8 protein-coding genes and 1 pseudogene are annotated in these 17,385 nt (G+C 49.7%); all 9 read left to right on the top strand.

The window, feature by feature from the left end; translation table 11 throughout:
* Nucleotides 1-41: 41 nt before the first annotated feature.
* Nucleotides 42-482 (top strand): annotated as a pseudogene (locus tag G5B11_RS13805) (ParA family protein); the annotation flags it as partial.
* A complete protein-coding gene (locus tag G5B11_RS13810) occupies nt 433-1,386 on the top strand; it encodes a ParB/RepB/Spo0J family partition protein (RefSeq protein ID WP_173728683.1) in 954 nt (317 codons plus the stop codon). The pseudogene G5B11_RS13805 and the gene G5B11_RS13810, both read left to right, overlap by 50 nt.
* Nucleotides 1,387-1,630: 244 nt before the next feature.
* Nucleotides 1,631-2,296 (top strand): hypothetical protein, encoded by a 666-nt coding sequence (locus tag G5B11_RS13815; protein ID WP_173728685.1) that lies wholly within the window; start codon nt 1,631-1,633, stop codon nt 2,294-2,296.
* 68 nt (nt 2,297-2,364) lie between these two features.
* Nucleotides 2,365-6,621 (top strand): SpaA isopeptide-forming pilin-related protein, encoded by a 4,257-nt coding sequence (locus tag G5B11_RS13820; protein ID WP_173728687.1) that lies wholly within the window; start codon nt 2,365-2,367, stop codon nt 6,619-6,621.
* A 152-nt stretch (nt 6,622-6,773) separates the two neighbouring features.
* Nucleotides 6,774-7,085 (top strand): hypothetical protein, encoded by a 312-nt coding sequence (locus G5B11_RS13825; protein WP_055282132.1) that lies wholly within the window; start codon nt 6,774-6,776, stop codon nt 7,083-7,085.
* Nucleotides 7,086-7,103: 18 nt separating this feature from the next.
* Nucleotides 7,104-7,358 (top strand): hypothetical protein, encoded by a 255-nt coding sequence (locus G5B11_RS13830; protein ID WP_173728689.1) that lies wholly within the window; start codon nt 7,104-7,106, stop codon nt 7,356-7,358.
* Nucleotides 7,359-7,381: 23 nt separating this feature from the next.
* The gene (locus tag G5B11_RS13835; protein WP_173728692.1) at nt 7,382-8,323 is read left to right on the top strand and encodes a hypothetical protein; all 942 of its coding nucleotides are present in this window, start codon (nt 7,382-7,384) and stop codon (nt 8,321-8,323) included.
* An 897-nt stretch (nt 8,324-9,220) separates the two neighbouring features.
* Nucleotides 9,221-9,520 (top strand): TnpV protein, encoded by a 300-nt coding sequence (locus G5B11_RS19770; RefSeq protein ID WP_244093019.1) that lies wholly within the window; start codon nt 9,221-9,223, stop codon nt 9,518-9,520.
* A gap of 1,808 nt (nt 9,521-11,328) precedes the next feature.
* Entirely contained in the window at nt 11,329-17,316 is a 5,988-nt protein-coding gene (locus tag G5B11_RS13845) for a DEAD/DEAH box helicase family protein (RefSeq protein WP_227700780.1), read from the top strand.
* Nucleotides 17,317-17,385 lie beyond the last annotated feature (69 nt).

Consider the following 17,385-nt stretch of genomic DNA (forward strand, 5'->3'; position numbering starts at 1 on the left):
ACTGTTGCGGATAGTTACCCAGCATAATAATTTACTCCGCATTAGACTGTATGCCGAGCTTGGGTATGATTACCTTTAACGCTCTAACGGCGGCGGACAGCGTGATTATCCCCGTTCAGGCGCAGTATCTTCCCGCTAAGGGAATGACGCAGCTTTTGGGGACGATTGCGAAAGTGAGGAAACATACAAACGCCGATTTGAAAATCGACGGTATTCTTCTGACGCTTGTGGACGGAAGGACAAATCTTGCGAAAAGCACAGTGGAAGCGCTCAGGGAGAATTTCGGCAGCCATATCAGGATATATAGATCAATGATTCCGGCAGCCGTAAAAGCCGCAGAGGTATCTTCTAAAGGGACAAGTATCTACGCCTATGAGCCGAACAGTCCGGTGTCTAAGGCTTACGCCAGTTTCACAAAGGAGGTGTTAGCCGATGGCAGGCAGAAAGAGCGACTTCACGCTGCCCACGAACACGCTCGATGAATTGTTTTCCTCTCAGGAGGAAAGGGACGAAGCGAAGCTGTCAAAAATCAGGGATATTCCGCTTGAGGAAATCGACGATTTCCCCGATCACCCGTTTCAGGTGCGGGAAGATGAGGATATGTTTCAGCTTGTGGAAAGTATCAAAGAGCGTGGCGTGATTACTCCCGCTACCGTAAGGCAGAAGGAGGACGGAAGATACGAGCTTATTTCAGGACACAGGCGAAAAAGGGCTTGCGAGCTTGCCGGATTTGAAACGCTCAGATGTGAGGTGGTAGACCTCGACCGTGATGAAGCTACGATTTTAATGGTCGAAAGCAACTTTCAACGGTCGCAGATACTTCCCTCGGAGAAAGCTCACGCATATAAAATGCGGCTGGACGCTATGAAAAGACAGGCAGGCAGACCGAGTAAAAATAATTCTGCAACACTGTTGCAGAATTTCGGTGGCAAGACCACTCGTGAAATTATTGCCGCAGAAAGCGGCGAAAGTCACGAACAAGTCCGAAAATATATCCGCCTTACAAACCTTGTTCCCGAACTGCTTGAATTTGTGGACGAGGGCAGGATTAAAATGCGCCCCGCCGTTGAGCTGTCCTATCTGAACGAGGACTGCCAGAGGGATTTGGTGGACGAAATCGACCTAAACGACTGTACCCCGTCCCACGATCAGGCAATCCGTATGCGGAAGTTTTTTGAAGAAGGCAAGCTGACTACGGAGGCGATCTCTGCGATTATGAGCGAGGAAAAGCCGAATCAGCGTGAGAAGATTGTTTTGCGTGGGGACAGGGTGCGAAGCCTGATCCCGAAAAATATCCCCATCAACCAAACGGAGGAGTATGTCTGCAAGGCGCTGGAGCATTACAACAAGTTTCTGCGTAACCGTGCCGAGCGTGACAGCAGGTAAGGCGGAGTGCGTTTTTTTCTTCCCCTTCCTCACACTCCAACCCCTGAAACTACCTGACTATCCGAAAGAATAAATCTATCTCTCCTGATTACAGCTATCTCACCTAACTCAATCTATCTCAGGAAAACGCACCATTCCAAAACACAGGAGGTATGCCCTATGATGTAAGATTACCCTTTGTTTCACACCTTTGCCTGAAACGCTGTTTCGCATTACAATGGCGGCAGAAAAGGAGTGAAGCGCAATGAAAATCAAAACAATCGCTTTTTTAACGGCTCTTTTGCTGGTCGTGCTTGCAGGCTGCAACAATGCCCCGCTGAATGAAGATAAGCCGCAGCCGTTTTCTTTTTCGGAGAGTGTTCAAAGCACCCCTGAATCCGAAGCGCCTGCGGGAGAGGAAAGCAAGGAGGTTGAAACAACGCCTGAAGCCGTGCAGGAAGAAACGACGGAAAAGCAGGAAGAAACGACGAAAACGGATACGGTCTGCACCGAACAGCCTCAGACTGTTTCTGAAACCGGGCAGGCGGCACAGCCCGCCGAACAACCCGATAAAGCGGACAAAACCGAACATTCCGTATCCACACCGCAGCCGGATATTCCACAAGAAAGCGAAACGCCTGCGCCGCCTGAAACGGAAGAAACACCGAGCGAAACTAAAACTGACTTTGACATTGACTACTGGATTTCCTTTGCAAAAGGCTACGCTCAGAGCGTGGGACTTCTGTTAGACAGCGAGGCAATTTACTGTTGGGATAATCCGATCCGTGCCGGAGCGCACTGCAAATATCTTGAAAGGGATATTCACAGCCGCTTGGATCGGTACAAGGCTGACGAAGAAATCACAGCCGTATGGATTTGGGCGGAGGAAGTCTCTGACGGACTTTACGACATCTATATCGGCTACGCTTAAATTAAATATTCCATTTTGAGGACGCACCGAAAAAACGGTGCGTTTTTTCATTTCAAGGAGGATTTCAGATGAAAATTAAGAAACCAAAACGCATTATGTCGCTGTTTCTTGCGGCGCTGATGTGCGTGACTTCCCTTGTAGGGATTGGTACGACCGCCTATGCCGCAGAGGAAACGGACGATGTGTACCTTATCTCGTATCCCCGTGACGGGGACTCGAATTACAACGCCGAATGGGGACACGGAAGCCTTACCTTTATGAACGGCTGGAAAACAGGCAATTCCCGTTATACAACCGTCCGTGCGATGGGATCATATACGGGAAATATCTGCTACTGTATTGAGATCGGCGTCCCGCAGCAGACCGGAGACAGCTTTACCAAAAAGGGCGAGGATTTTTGGGACAACTACCCTTCGTCCTATAACAGCACCATTTCTCCTGACGATATTAAGCTGTTCATCGGTCGTATCTTCCAGTACGGCTACACGGGAACCATCTCAACCTCGTGGCGTTCTCAGAACGAGGGCGGCGATAAGCTGGCTCACGCAGTCGCTACACAGCTTCTCATTTGGGAAACCGTGATCGGTGAGCGTGACGAGAACTTCAACAAGGTCAGCACAGGCGGCAAGGACGCTGTTCTGGATCAGATCAGTCCTAACCACCCTCTTTACGACAAGATTATGAGCTACTACAACTCAATGGCGGCAAGTGTGCAGAAGCATTCCAAGCTGCCGAGCTTCCTTTCCAAAACACCGGGGAGCGCACAGGAAATCGAGCTTGAATGGGATGGCTCTAAGTACACGGTTACGCTGACGGACAGCAACAATGTCCTTTCGGGATATAAGTTTTCGTCCAATGATTCGGGCGTTCAGTTCTCCGTAAGCGGAAACAAGCTGACGATTACTGCCGAGAAAGCGCCGAGCGACGGGCTGACGATTACCGCAGAGAAAACGGCGCAGAGAAAAGGCGTTATCACTTGGACGGACGGTATCTATGGACCAAACGGCGGTGTGCAGGATACCGTAACCTACGCTCAGACGGTCAATGATCCGGTTAAGGGATTTCTTAAATCAAAGGTTTCCTACGGCTCGGCGAAGATCGTCAAAACCAGCGAGGACGGAAAAGTTGATGGTATCTCCTTCCGTATTCAGGGCAACGGCATTGATAAAACCGTTAAGACAGAAAACGGCGGTCAGATTCAGGTCGATAACCTAATGCCCGGAGTATATACCGTAACCGAGCAGGAATATGACAGATACGAGCCGCAGGAGTCCCGCAGAGTAACCGTAGTTGCGGGGCAGGTTGCGACCGTCAACTTCAACAATACCCTGAAGCGTGGCGATATTGAGGTTATCAAATCCTCGGAGGATAACTTCAATGAGGGCGTGACCTTCCACCTTTACGGCACATCGCTCTCCGGCATTGCCGTGGACGAGTATGCGGTTACGGATAAAAACGGTGTGGCGACCTTTGAAGATGTGCTGATCAGCGGCACAACGCCGTACACCATTGAGGAAGTGGATACCGCAATCCGTTATGTCATTCCCGCAGATCAGAGCGCACCCGTCAAGTGGAACGAGGTCACTACCCGCAATTTCACGAATATCCTGAAGAAGTTTACCGTTACCGTGACCAAGAGCGACGCTGAGACGGGAACGGCTCAGGGAAACGCCTCTCTTGCGGGAGCAAAATACGGGATTTTCAAGGGCGAACAGCTCATTGATGAATACTATACCGATGAAAACGGTCAGTTTACCACAAAAGAATATATCTGCGGTGCGGACTGGACAATCAAGGAACTGGAGCCGAGTGAGGGCTATTTGCTCGATCCGACCGTCCATAAGGTCGGCGCAGAGCCGGAGCTTTATACCATTGAGCATAACCAGACCGCAAATGATGTAACGGAACAGGTCATCAAGGGCAATATCGCCATTATCAAACATACGGACGATGGCGAGACGCAGATTGAAACGCCCGAAGAAGGCGCAGTTTTTGAAGTGTATCTCAAGTCCGCAGGCTCTTTTGCGAACGCAAAGGAATCCGAGCGTGATACGCTCATCTGCGATGAGAACGGCTTTGCACAGACAAAGGATATGCCTTACGGCACATATACCGTCCATCAGGTATCCGGCTGGGAAGGCAGGGAGCTGATGGATGATTTTGATGTGTTCATCGCAAAGGACGCCCAGACTTACCGCTATTTGATTAACAACAGCAATTTTGAAAGCTATATCCAAGTAGTCAAGGTGGACGCAGAAACGGGCAAGACCATTCCCTATGCGGGTGCAGGATTCCAGATTTACGATCCGTCCGGCAATCTCATCACGATGGAGTTTACCTATCCTACCCCGACAACCGTTGACACTTTCTATACCGACGCTAACGGCTCGCTCGTAACGCCGGAAAAGCTGCCATACGGTCAGGGCTACTCTATCGTTGAGGTACAGAGTCCTTATGGATATGTCCTTGATTCCACACCCGTCTATTTTGATGTAACGGAAGAAAATTCTTCTGAGGAAAGCGGGGTAACAGTGATTAAAGTTGAAAAGACCAATATGCCGCAGAAAGGCACGATCAGCATTGAAAAGACGGGCGAGGTATTCTTCGGCGTTTTGGTAAGCGGCGGGACAGATGAAAACGGGCAGGAGCTTCCCGTTATCTATCAACCGATCTATGAAACACAGGGGCTTCCCGATACCGTTTATGAAATCCGTGCCGCCGAAGATGTGGTAACGCCAGACGGTACGCTGAGGTACAGCAAGGGCGAGCTGGTCGATACGGTTACGACCGATGAAACCGGCTTTGCAAAAAGCAAGGAACTCTATCTCGGAAAATATGAGGTAAAAGAGGTCAAGGCAGGCTATGGAATGGTGCTGAGCAGTGAAGTCCATACCGTAGAACTCATTTACGCCGGACAGGATGTAGCCGTGACTGAAACGGCGACTTCCTTCGTCAATGAACGGCAGAAGGTTGAGGTCAGCCTTGAAAAAGCGCTGGAGACAAACGAGCTGTTTGGTATCGGCAATAACGGAGAAATCAAAAATATCAGCTTCGGCTTGTTCGCCGATGAGGAGCTTGTATCCGCAAGCGGCACTTCCATTCCGAAAGACGGTCTGCTTGAAATCATCACGCTTGATGAAAACGGCAGGGCGACCGTAGGGACTGACCTGCCTTTGGGCAGCTATTATGTCAAAGAACTGGCGACAGACGAGCATTATCAGCTCAACGGCGAAAAATATCCCGTTGTATTTGAATATGCAGGACAGGAAACTGCAACGGTAGCGATTGCAGTGAATAATGGCGAGCCGATGGAAAACAAGCTGATCTACGGATCGGTTTCCGGCAAAAAGGTTGATGAGAACGGCGAGGGACTCGGCGGTGCGCTCATTGGTCTGTTTAAGAGCGATGATGTGGAGTTTACCGAAGAAAACGCCCTGATGACCGCCGTATCCGGCGACGATGGCAGCTTCTCCTTTGAGAATGTGCCTTACGGAAACTGGTATATCCGTGAGATCAAGCAGCCGACCGGATTCGTGCTTGACGATACCGTCTATGATGTGAATATCTCAGAGAATGAGCAAGTCGTTGAGATTGAAATCGTCAATGAGCTGGTGCGTGGCAATATCGCTCTTACGAAGGTGGACGCTGAATATACCGATACGAAGCTGACGGGCGCTGTGTTTGAGGTCTATAAGGACTCCAACGACAACGGCGAGCTGGACAGCGAGGACGAACTGATCGGCACACTGACCGAAAAAGAAATCGGGCAGTATGAAATGAACGATCTGCTCTATGGGCGCTACTTCATTTTGGAATCAGCAAGCCCGGATTCGTATATCCGTGACGAGGGCGTGTATGAGGTATTTATCGACACGGACGGTAAGACCTATCAGGTGGAAAACACAGAGGGCAAAGGCTTCGCAAACGAGCCTATGCGTGGAAACCTGAAAATCGTGAAAACATCGTCTGACGGAAAGGTGGAAGGCTTTGCTTTCCGCATTACCGGAGCAAACGGCTATGATGTTACCCTTGAAACAGACGAAAACGGCGAGATTTTCCTTGAAGGACTGCGGATCGGCGAGTACAAGATTTCCGAAGTGAACAATTCGGCTTCCGCTATGTATATCCTGCCTGCCGACAAGGAGGCTGCGGTACAGACAGGCTCTACCACGGTCGTTGAAATGCACAACGAGCTGAGAGATACGCCGAAAACCGGAGATGACAGCAAGCTCGGTCTTTGGCTTGTCCTTGCGGGTGTGTCGGTAGCAGGCATTGCGGCTTGCGGTATCATCGGCTTTAAGAAAAAGAAGAAGGAGGATAACTAATGGAACTGAAAGCGATTATCGGAATTGCTCTGGTCGTCTTTATCGTAGGCGGCTTTATCTTTTTGCAGATCCGTAACAGAAAGAAAAAGTAAGAACTTCTGCGGGGGCGGGGCTTAAAAACTCCGCCCCTTTTTCTATTTTGGGAGGCTTAAATGAGAAACCTGAAAACGATTGAAAACCGAGTGCTTGCGGTGTTAAAGGAACACCCCGAAGCACGAAATGACGATATGAAGCTGTATCTGCTCGTCAGCAAGGCGTGTATTTATGATACCCACGGTATCAGCCATTTCAGCTTTGAAGATGTGATGAGCAATTATAAGGCTTACGGTATCCCCTGCTTTGAGAGTATCCGAAGGACAAGACAGAAGATTCAGGCAAAATATCCTGAACTCGGCTGCTCCCCCGAAGTACGCAGGGCAAGACACAAAATGCAGCGTGTCTATTCCGACTACGCTAAAAGCTAAGATGGGAGGTAAAAGAAAATGGCAGCGAAGAAAAGCGCAAACACCGCTTTGCAGCAGAAAGTAAAGGTGCTGGCGAAGCTCTATGATTCCGGCTGTAAAACCGAAAAGGATTTGAAGGCGCTGAGCCTGCAAAGCATTTTGAAAATTCCCGATATATCCGTTTCCGATATGACGGTTATCACAGAGCTTCAGGAGCAGATCGCAAAAAACAGGCTCTTTTCCTATTTGGGAGGCGCTGATGATGAGCAGAAGTCAGAGGAAAACACGATTTAGGCAAAGGAAAGGAGCAGACAGAAATGGCTTTTACAATCCGACCGCTTCATACGGACGAGCAGAAATACACTTACAGGCAGAGTACGCAGATCGAGGGACAGACCGGAAGTATCGGGTATCTTCGTGGCGATTTCGGCGCAGGCGGCAAAGAGTTCTTTTCCTCTTGGTTTGATCACAGGCGGGATTTGAAAACGGACGAGTTCAAAAGCGAGCTGGACGAGGTTATCAACGCCCTGCGTTCGGAAGAATACGGGCTGTTAAAGAGCCGCACGACTATGGCGCAGTATGCGGCGAAATATCCCGACAGCGCCTTTCAGGGCAACTATGCGACCGAGTACGGTTTCCGTGCCGATACCGAAAAACACAGCTTCCTGATACGGTGTAATCCTGCCCGTGGGGACTACAATTTTTACTGCTACTGCTATGTGCGGGAATGGCTTGACCGCCATATGGAAAAGGCGAGCCGTGGAATCCGCTTTATCACGCCGGATTACAAAGAAAAATTCAAAATCCCCGATGGAGATAAAATCAGGATCACTTTAAGCGACGGGGAACAGCTTGACCGCACCTGCCGATATATTGACGACTATCATTTAGAGGTTGGCAGCAACCTCTACCATATCTGCGAGTTTGCCGAGCGGATGGAGCAAAACGGCAATACCGTGATTCCGCTCCGTTCTTCTCTGCCGGAGCAGTGCTATGTGTTCGTGCAGACGGAAAACTGCGTCGGCATTGTCAAAAAGGGCGAAAGCGGATTTTACCGCACGGATATTCAGGGCGGCAAGCCCAGTGAAACAAACGCCCTTGTGAATGAGATGAACAAAAAGCTCGGCTTGTCAAAAGGTCAGGCAGAGGCGATGAAGGCAGGTTCAATGTTTGGTTGGGATACCCCTGCCGCCGATCCGAAAAGCTATGATAAAAACGGTATCCCCGTAAGACCGAAACAGAAAGACTATGAAAGATAGGAGGTGCATAACCGATGGCACGAAAGTACGACCTGATTTCCGAGCTGTACCGCCGTACCGCACACGCTGTTGTGTCCGATGTTCAGAACTGGCAAGCCTTTTTGCGCTGCGCCTGCCGGAACTATCGTCTGCGCTTTGACGAGCAGCTTCTCATCTACGCCCAAAGACCGGACGCAACGGCAGTGCTGGAGATCGAGCGCTGGAACGACAAATTCGGGCGTTGGGTAAACCGTGGCGCAAAGGGTATCGCCGTATTTGAGGACGCCGACCGGAGCAGGCAGCGCTTAACCCATTACTTCGATATTTCCGATACCCACGCAAGCCGCTACTCCCGCCCCGTTCCGATTTGGGATATGAAGCCGGAATATACGGACGATGTGATCGAATCCCTTGAAAACACCTTCGGCGAGCTGGAAAACAGGGAAAGCCTTGCGGACGCAGTTCTGAGCGCCGCTAAAAACGCCGTGGAGGATAATATCCCCGACTATCTGGGCGATCTGATGTATGCCGCAGATGACAGCTTCCTCTACGGTCTTTCGGAAGATATGATTACCGCTATGTATAAGAAAGCGGTAACAAACAGCGTGGCGTATATGATGATGACAAGGCTTGGGATAGATACCGAGCCGTTTTTTGAAGCGGAGGATTTCTCTGTCATTACAAATTTCAATACGCCGGAAGCCTTAAACGCCCTCGGTATTGCGTCAAGCGATATTGCGGAGATGGGGCTTGGGGAAATCTCCCGTACTGTTCTTGCCCTTGAAAGGCAAAATCGCATCATTGCGGACAGAGAGAAACCGGAATACAATAAGGCTGAAAATAAGAGCGAAAGGAGCTTTGAAAATGAACGAGCTGACTTATACAATGCAGGGCGATTACAATCTTCCCGATCTGACAATGCCGGAGCAGCCGGAGGTAACTTTGGGCAGGTACGCTCAGATGAGACGGAAATTTCTCAAAGAACATCACAAAATCCGGTATTACAATCTTCTGACGAGCTGCACCCTGACACAGCATTTGGCGGAAACAGAGCAGACAGCGATGAAGCTGGAAGAAACCCTGATGAAGCAGATGGCGGTGCAGGAGGGCTTGACCGAGAGCCTGAAAGCAGCGGATATGATGAAGTGGGTGCAGGGAATGAACAATCTGCGGAACAGAGTGCAGGAAATCGTGAAAGCGGAGGTCATCTTCGCTTAGATTACTACGACCGAAGCAACGAAGATAAGAGCCTGCCGTTTTTCGGCGGGGACGATACCATTCGTGAAATCCTCGGTACAACGCCCCACCTGAAAGCCTCGAAAGAGGAAATTCGTGCTTTCTATGAAAGCAATCCCGATAACGCCGCCCGTACCGAATATATCAAGGGTATTTTCAATAACGATTATACTGAACTGATTTTGAGCGACGGGCGGCGAGTCGGGTACAAAACTTGGCAGAATGTGCTTCAGCTTTGGGAGGGTAGCTATCTGTCCCGCACAAAGCAGAGCTTCTATGATTGGGGCGTAATCGCACAGCATTTTGAAGCAATGCGGCTGCTCGGCGAATTGCAGGATACGATGAAGCCGTTACCTTCCGTAGATGGACAACTGAACTTTTTGGATATGCAGGCAGAGGAAAAAACCTCTGCTTTTTCTTTTTCTCAGGAGATTATCGACGCTGTTCTCACCCGTGGGAGCGGCATATCTGAGGGAAAGTTCCGTATCTATGAGCAGTTTGAAAAAAGCTTGTCCACAAAGGAAAACGCCGATTTTCTGAAAGACGAATACGGTTGGGGCGGCGCTTATCCTGTTATTGTCGGCGCAGGCATTGACGAGCAGCACGACGGGAAAGGCATTTTGATCTCAAAAGGCATTGGGGACGATAAGCCGCATATCCGGCTGAATTGGAATCAGGTAGAGAAGCGGATTGCCGAACTGATACGCCTCGACCGTTATCTCAATCCAAAGGAAAAAGAGATTTACCCGCAGTGGCTTGAAAAGCAGGAGGAACGCCGAGCCGAACTTGCCGAAGAACAGAAAAACCGTGAAATCCTCTCCACTGCTCCACCCGAACGGGAATCGGTGCAGGCGGCTGAAAACGAGCCGCAGCAGGAGGCGCAGTATGCCTATCATCTCGGCGATACGGTATATATCGGCGCTGACGAATACGAAATTCTTGCTTTTGATGATAAGCGTGTCGTTCTTCACGATATGCAGTATCCGCTGTTTCAAAAGGAATTGGAGAGAGCAGAGTTTGACAGCAAAGTGCGGGAAAACCCGATGAACGACCACCTGAAGGTAACGAATCAGGCGGCGGTTGCAGAGCAGCAGCCTCGTTTCAATTCTATCGAGTTTGAAAAGCTCATTCCCCACCATATGCGTTTCAAAGAAACTTCTTTGGTAAACGGCGATGAGATGTATTGGGTAACGCAGGAGATTTTTACTGCCGGGGATTTAAGGAAGTTCCAGCAGGCTGTTCAGAGCTACGACGGGGATATTAAAAAGTTTTATGTTACACCCCGTGATCTAAGCCCGTCCTACTCTTTTGAGGAGGATATGGAAAACAAGGTTTTGGCAGTTGTCACGCCCGACACTATCCTGCAAGACGATTATATTCAGGCTGTCCGAAGCGAAGGACTCGGCGATTACCTTCAGCCGGAGGAAAAAGCTGATCCGGCTGAAGCGCCTGCTTTTGACATTGGTATGGGGTATCTTGGAAACGGTCTTACCGTCTGGAACAGAGCCGTTGAGGAAAACGGCGACTACCAAACGATTGCCCATATCAGCAGCGAGGGCGAAATCCATTACTATGTGGACGGTCTGCCCGAAGATGTAGTGGCAAGGATTGAGCAGGCGGCAGCACGGGAACAGCAAAAATCGTTATTCTCTGCCGCTTATAAAGTCGGCGACAGAGTGTATTTGGACGGAAAGCCTTTTGAAATCACACGGGTAGATGACTGGAATGTGGAGCTGATGGATCGCTCTGTGCAAAATCCGCAGCCCCGTTTGGAGCGCAAGGACAACTTTATGCGGCTTGTTCAGCAGAACGAGCGCAGCAGCTTTACGGACACTTATCGTGCGTACAGCGAAATCAAGAGTGCTAATCCCGACAGCCTTGTTCTGTATCAGATGGGCGATTTCTTTGAAGCCTACGGTGCGGACGCACAGACCGTAAGCGAAGCGCTGGAGCTGAATCTTGCGTCCCGTTCTATCGGCGGCAATCAGCGAACACAGATGTGCGGCTTTCCGGCAAACCGCTTGGAAACCTATGTCAATATGCTGCTTGACCGTGGCTTTGATGTGGCGGTCTGCTCTTTGGAAAGCGGAGAGCGCAGCACCCGAAACATCGTATCGACCAATAAGGAAGATCCGGTGCAGTCGCAGCCGGTCGGCAGGATTGACTATCTGCATACGGACGGGACGGTGCGGGAAAGCGTTGAATATACCAGCCCCTATCAGTTTGAAAAGGATATAAAGGAAGAAAATTACTACGGTGTTCCTTTTACCGTCGTTTTCTATAAGGATAAAGACGGGAACACTATACCGCAGGATTTTATCAGCAGCCTTGATCCGCAACCGAAAGGCGTAGAAATCATTGATTCGCCCTATCTTGCAAACGACAGGGCGGCAGAAAATACGCTCCCGCCCGACGAGAGATTTTTCGTCATTGAAACCGATGATGGTTATGCCATTTGGGACGATTTGACGGAAGCGATCTATATCGACGATGAGGGCGTCAGCGAGGAGTTTAAGAGCGAGTGGCAGGCAAACGACTACTTGGAACAGGTCAAGAAATCTGTTTCCGAACTGGATACGGCAAAAGCGCTCATAGATGAGTATTGCCGTGAGGAGTTTGAGCGTGACGAGGGTGCGGATTACACAGACCTTTCCAATGTGGAGCTTGCTTATACGACAACCGAAGATGATAAGCACGAAATTCAGGCGAGAGTTAATCTTGTGGATTACCGGCTTGAAACCCTTGTAGACGGAAAAGTTATCAGGAGCGAACAGTTTTCTTCTCTTGAAGATATGATCGAAAGGAGTTTGCAGAGCCTTTCCTTTAACGATCTTGTGTATCTGTCTGATGAGGAAATTGAAATAGCAGAACAAAATTCTGTCGAACAGCCTGAGCAGAAAGAAGCCGAGCCATTCACACCTACTTTCAGCCAGCCGAAGCGCTCACGGGTACAGACCTTTGATCTGCACCCTGAAATCCCGCTGTCCGAACGGCACACCTTTGACCTTGCTTCCCACGAAGTTCCGGAAACAGGCAAAAAAGAACGCTTCCGCAGAAATATGGCAGCAATCAATGTGCTGAAGGAATGTGAGTTTGACAATCGCTTTGCAACGCCCGAAGAACAGGAGATACTATCACAGTATGTCGGTTGGGGCGGTATTCCAGAAGCATTTGATGAAAATAATCCCTCGTGGGCGGACGAGTTTATCGAGCTTTATACCGCCCTTTCTCCCGATGAGTATGAAAGCGCAAGGGCAAGCACCCTGACCGCTTTCTACACCCCGCCCGTTGTCATTTCCTCGATCTACAAGGCAATGGAGCAGATGGGCTTTCGGGAGGGCAATATCTTAGAGCCTTCCTGCGGTATCGGCAACTTTATCGGTATGCTGCCCCAGTCTATGCAGGACAGCAAAATCTACGGCGTGGAGATTGATAAGATTTCGGCGGGTATCGCACAGCAGCTTTATCAGAAAACCTCGATAGCGACGCAGCCGTTTGAGGAAGCAAATATCCCCGACAGCTTTTTTGACGCTGTGATCGGAAATGTGCCTTTCGGCGATATTCGAGTGAATGACAGGAGGTATAACAAGCATAACTTTTTAATCCACGACTACTTTTTTGCGAAGTCCTTAGACAAGCTCAGACCGGGCGGCGTGATGGCGCTTATCACAAGCAAAGGCACAATGGATAAGGAAAATCCAGCCGTGCGGAAGTATATCGCACAGAGAGCCGACCTTCTCGGCGCAATCCGACTGCCGAACAACACCTTTAAGGGAAACGCCGGAACGGAGGTCGTTTCGGATATTTTGATATTACAGAAGCGGGACAGGCTTATTGACCTTGAGCCTGAATGGGTACACCTGAACACCGATGAAAACGGCGTGAAGATGAACGCCTACTTCGTCGATCATCCCGAAATGGTACTTGGTGAATGGAAAACCGTATCCGGCAGATTCGGCGAGGAAGATACCGTTGTCCCTTACGAAAACGCCGACCTTGCCGAGCTTTTGGACGAAGCCATTTCCAATATCCACGCAGAGATTACGGATTACGAGGTGGACGAGGAACTGACCGAAGAAGATAATTCCATTCCCGCCGATCCCGAAGTCCGCAACTTTTCCTATACGGTTGTGGACGATAAAATCTATTACCGTGAAAATTCCCGAATGACGCCGGTGGAGTGTTCCGCTACGGCAGAAAACCGCATTAAGGGTATGATTGTCATTCGAGATTGTGTCCGCAGCCTGATTGAAATGCAGATTGCCGATTATCCCGATTATGAAATCGAAAAGGAACAGCAGAAGCTAAATGCGCTTTACGACACCTTTTCCAAAAAGTACGGGCTGATCAATTCCCGTGCGAATGTGTCCGCTTTTTCGCAGGACAGCTCCTTTGCCCTGCTTTCCGCACTGGAGGTACTGGACGAAAACGGGGAGCTGGAACGCAAGGCGGATATGTTCACGAAGCGGACGATCAAGCCCCATACACCCGTTACCACGGTGGATACCGCCAGCGAAGCGCTTGCTGTATCTATGGGCGAAAAAGCCTGTGTGGATATGGAATATATGTGTTCCCTTACGGGCAAGACCGAGCAGGAAATCTATGAGGAATTAAAGGGCGTTATCTTCCTAAACCCGATGTACGGCTACGGAAACAGCACCGAGCGAAAGTACCTGATGGCAGACGAATATCTTTCCGGCAATGTGAGAGAAAAGCTCGCTTGGGCGAAAAAATCCGCAGAGGTCTACCCCGAAGATTACAAAATCAATGTGGAAGCGCTCGAAAAGGTACAGCCGAAAGACCTGACTGCCAGCGAGATTTTCGTGCAGCTCGGCACGACTTGGCTGCCGGAAGAAATCGCACAGCAGTTTATGTACGAGTTTTTGGATACGCCCAGATATGCACAGTGGAACATCAAAGTCCATTATTCAAAGCTGACAGGCGAATGGAATGTGGAGGGAAAATCCTACGACCGTGGAAACCTGAAAGCCTATAATACCTATGGCACAAAGCGGGTAAACGCCTACAAAATTATCGAAGATACGCTCAATATGAAAGATGTGCGTGTCTTTGACTATATGGAAGATGATGAAGGCAAAAAGAAAGCTGTTCTCAATAAAAAGGAAACGGCTATCGCCCAGTCTAAGCAGGAGCTGATCAAGCAGGGCTTTCAGGATTGGGTATGGCGTGATCCCGCAAGACGGGAAAAGCTGGTGCGGCTGTATAACGACAAGTTCAACAGTATCCGTCCCCGTGAGTATGACGGAAGCCATATCATTTTCAGTGGAATGAATCCCGAAATTGAGCTTCGGGAACATCAGAAAAATGCGGTCGCCCATATCCTTTACGGCAGGAATACCCTCTTAGCACACGCCGTGGGTGCAGGCAAGACCTTTGAAATGACTGCTGCCGCTATGGAATCCAAGCGGCTCGGACTTTGCAATAAATCCCTCTTTGTCGTGCCGAATCACTTGACGGAGCAGTGGGCGGCGGAGTTCTTGCAGCTCTATCCGGCGGCGAATATATTGGTCGCTACGAAGAAAGACTTTGAGATGAAAAACCGAAAACGCTTCTGCGGCAGGATTGCCACGGGCGATTATGACGCTGTGATTATCGGTCACTCGCAGTTTGAAAAAATCCCAATTTCGATTGAACGGCAGAGGGCTGTTTTACAGCAGCAGCTTGACGATATTATCGAAGGGATTGCGGATATAAAGCGAAACCGTGGCGACCGTTTTTCGGTCAAGCAGCTTGAAAAGACGAAAAAATCCCTGCAAACGAAGCTGGAAAAGCTGAACGATCAATCAAGAAAGGATGATGTCGTAACCTTTGAAGAACTTGGTATAGACAGGCTTTTCATAGATGAAAGTCATTATTACAAGAATCTGTATCTTTACACGAAAATGCGGAATGTAGGCGGTATCGCTCAGACGGAAGCGCAGAAATCTTCCGACCTTTTTATGAAATGCCGCTATCTTGATGAGATTACCGGAGGGCGTGGCGTTGTGTTTGCGACGGGTACGCCGATCTCGAACTCAATGGTAGAGCTTTATACGATCCAGCGGTATTTGCAGTACCGGACGCTGCAAGAACACGATTTACAGCACTTTGACGCTTGGGCGTCGATGTTCGGCGAGACGGTCACGGCAGTTGAGCTTACACCCGAAGGAACAGGATACAGAGCGAAAACACGCTTTGCGAAATTCAATAACCTGCCTGAACTGATGGCGATGTTCAAGCAGGTGGCGGACATCAAAACGGCGGATATGCTCGATCTTCCCGTACCGGAAGTGGAGTATCACAACATCGCCGTGAAGCCGTCGCAGGTGCAAAAAGATATGGTCGCCTCTCTCGGCGAACGAGCCGAAAAGATAAGGGGCGGCAATGTGGATTCCAGCGTGGACAATATGCTGAAAGTCACAAACGATGGGCGGAAGCTCGCCCTTGACCAGCGAATGATGAATCCAATGTTACCCGATGAGGAAGGCAGTAAAGTCAACGCCTGCGTAAACGAGGTGTTCCGTATATGGGAGGAAAACAGTGATAAAAAACTGACGCAGCTCCTCTTTTGCGACCTCTCCACTCCAAAGGGTGCAGGCGAGTTTTCCGTCTACACGGATATACGACAGAAGCTGATCGAGCGTGGTATTCCCGAATCGGAAATTAAGTTTATCCACGAGGCGGATACTGAGACGAAAAAGCAGGAGCTGTTCAAAAAAGTGCGCCGTGGCGAAGTGCGAATCCTGATGGGCAGCACGCAGAAAATGGGCGCAGGTACGAATGTGCAGAACAAGATTATTGCTTCCCACGACCTTGACTGCCCGTGGCGACCTGCCGATCTGGAGCAGCGTGCCGGACGGACGGTGCGGCAGGGCAACGAAAACCTGAAGGTCGGTCTGTACCGATATGTTACGGAAGGGACTTTTGACGCATACTGCTGGCAGCTCGTTGAGGGCAAGCAGAAATTCGCAAGTCAGATTATGACAAGCAAATCTCCCGTGCGTTCCTGTGAAGATGTGGACGCTACTGCTCTTTCTTATGCGGAGATCAAAATGCTTGCGGCGGACAATCCGCACATAAAAGAGAAAATGGATTTGGATATTCAGGTGCAGAAGCTGCGCCTTTTGAAGTCCAACTATCTCTCCGAAAAATATGAGCTGGAGGACAAGATCATCAAATACTACCCGACAACAATCGCTCGGACGAAAGAGACGATTGCGGGGCTGGAAAAAGACATATCGCTTGCAAAAGAACACCCGAAGCCTCTGGACGATACCTTTGTAGGGATTGAGGTTAAGGGTGTTTCTTATTCCGAAAAAGCGGAAGGCGGACAGAAAATCATTGACGCCTGCAAGGAAATGACTTCGCCTGATCCCATCCCTCTCGGCAAGTACAGAGGCTTTGATTTGGAGCTTTCCTTTGATACCTTTGAGAAAGCCTATCAGGTAAAAATCAAGGGCAGCCTTTCCCGTTCCGTCTCTTTAGGCACGGACGCTATCGGCAACATTACCCGAATCGACAATGCCATTGAGAAAATCCCTGAACGGCTGGAGGCAAAAAGCAGGGAGCTTTCAACCCTCGAACAGCAATTCGTTACTGCGAAAGCAGAGGTGGAAAAACCGTTTGACAAGGAAGAAGAACTGACCGAAAAGACAAATCGGCTCAATGTCCTTAACGGCTTGCTCAATGTAGACAAGCGGGAAAATGAACTGGTGGACGGTGCGCCGGACGAGGGCGACAGCGTACCCGTTTCAAAGGAAAGAGCTTATGAGCGATAACCTTCTTAGCGGTATGGGAGAAGTCTCATACCGCTTTTACATAGTAAGTTCTCTGAACTGCTGTGTCAG

Source organism: Blautia glucerasea (genome assembly GCF_013304385.1).
In the GTDB taxonomy this organism is placed as follows: domain Bacteria; phylum Bacillota; class Clostridia; order Lachnospirales; family Lachnospiraceae; genus Blautia_A; species Blautia_A ammoniilytica.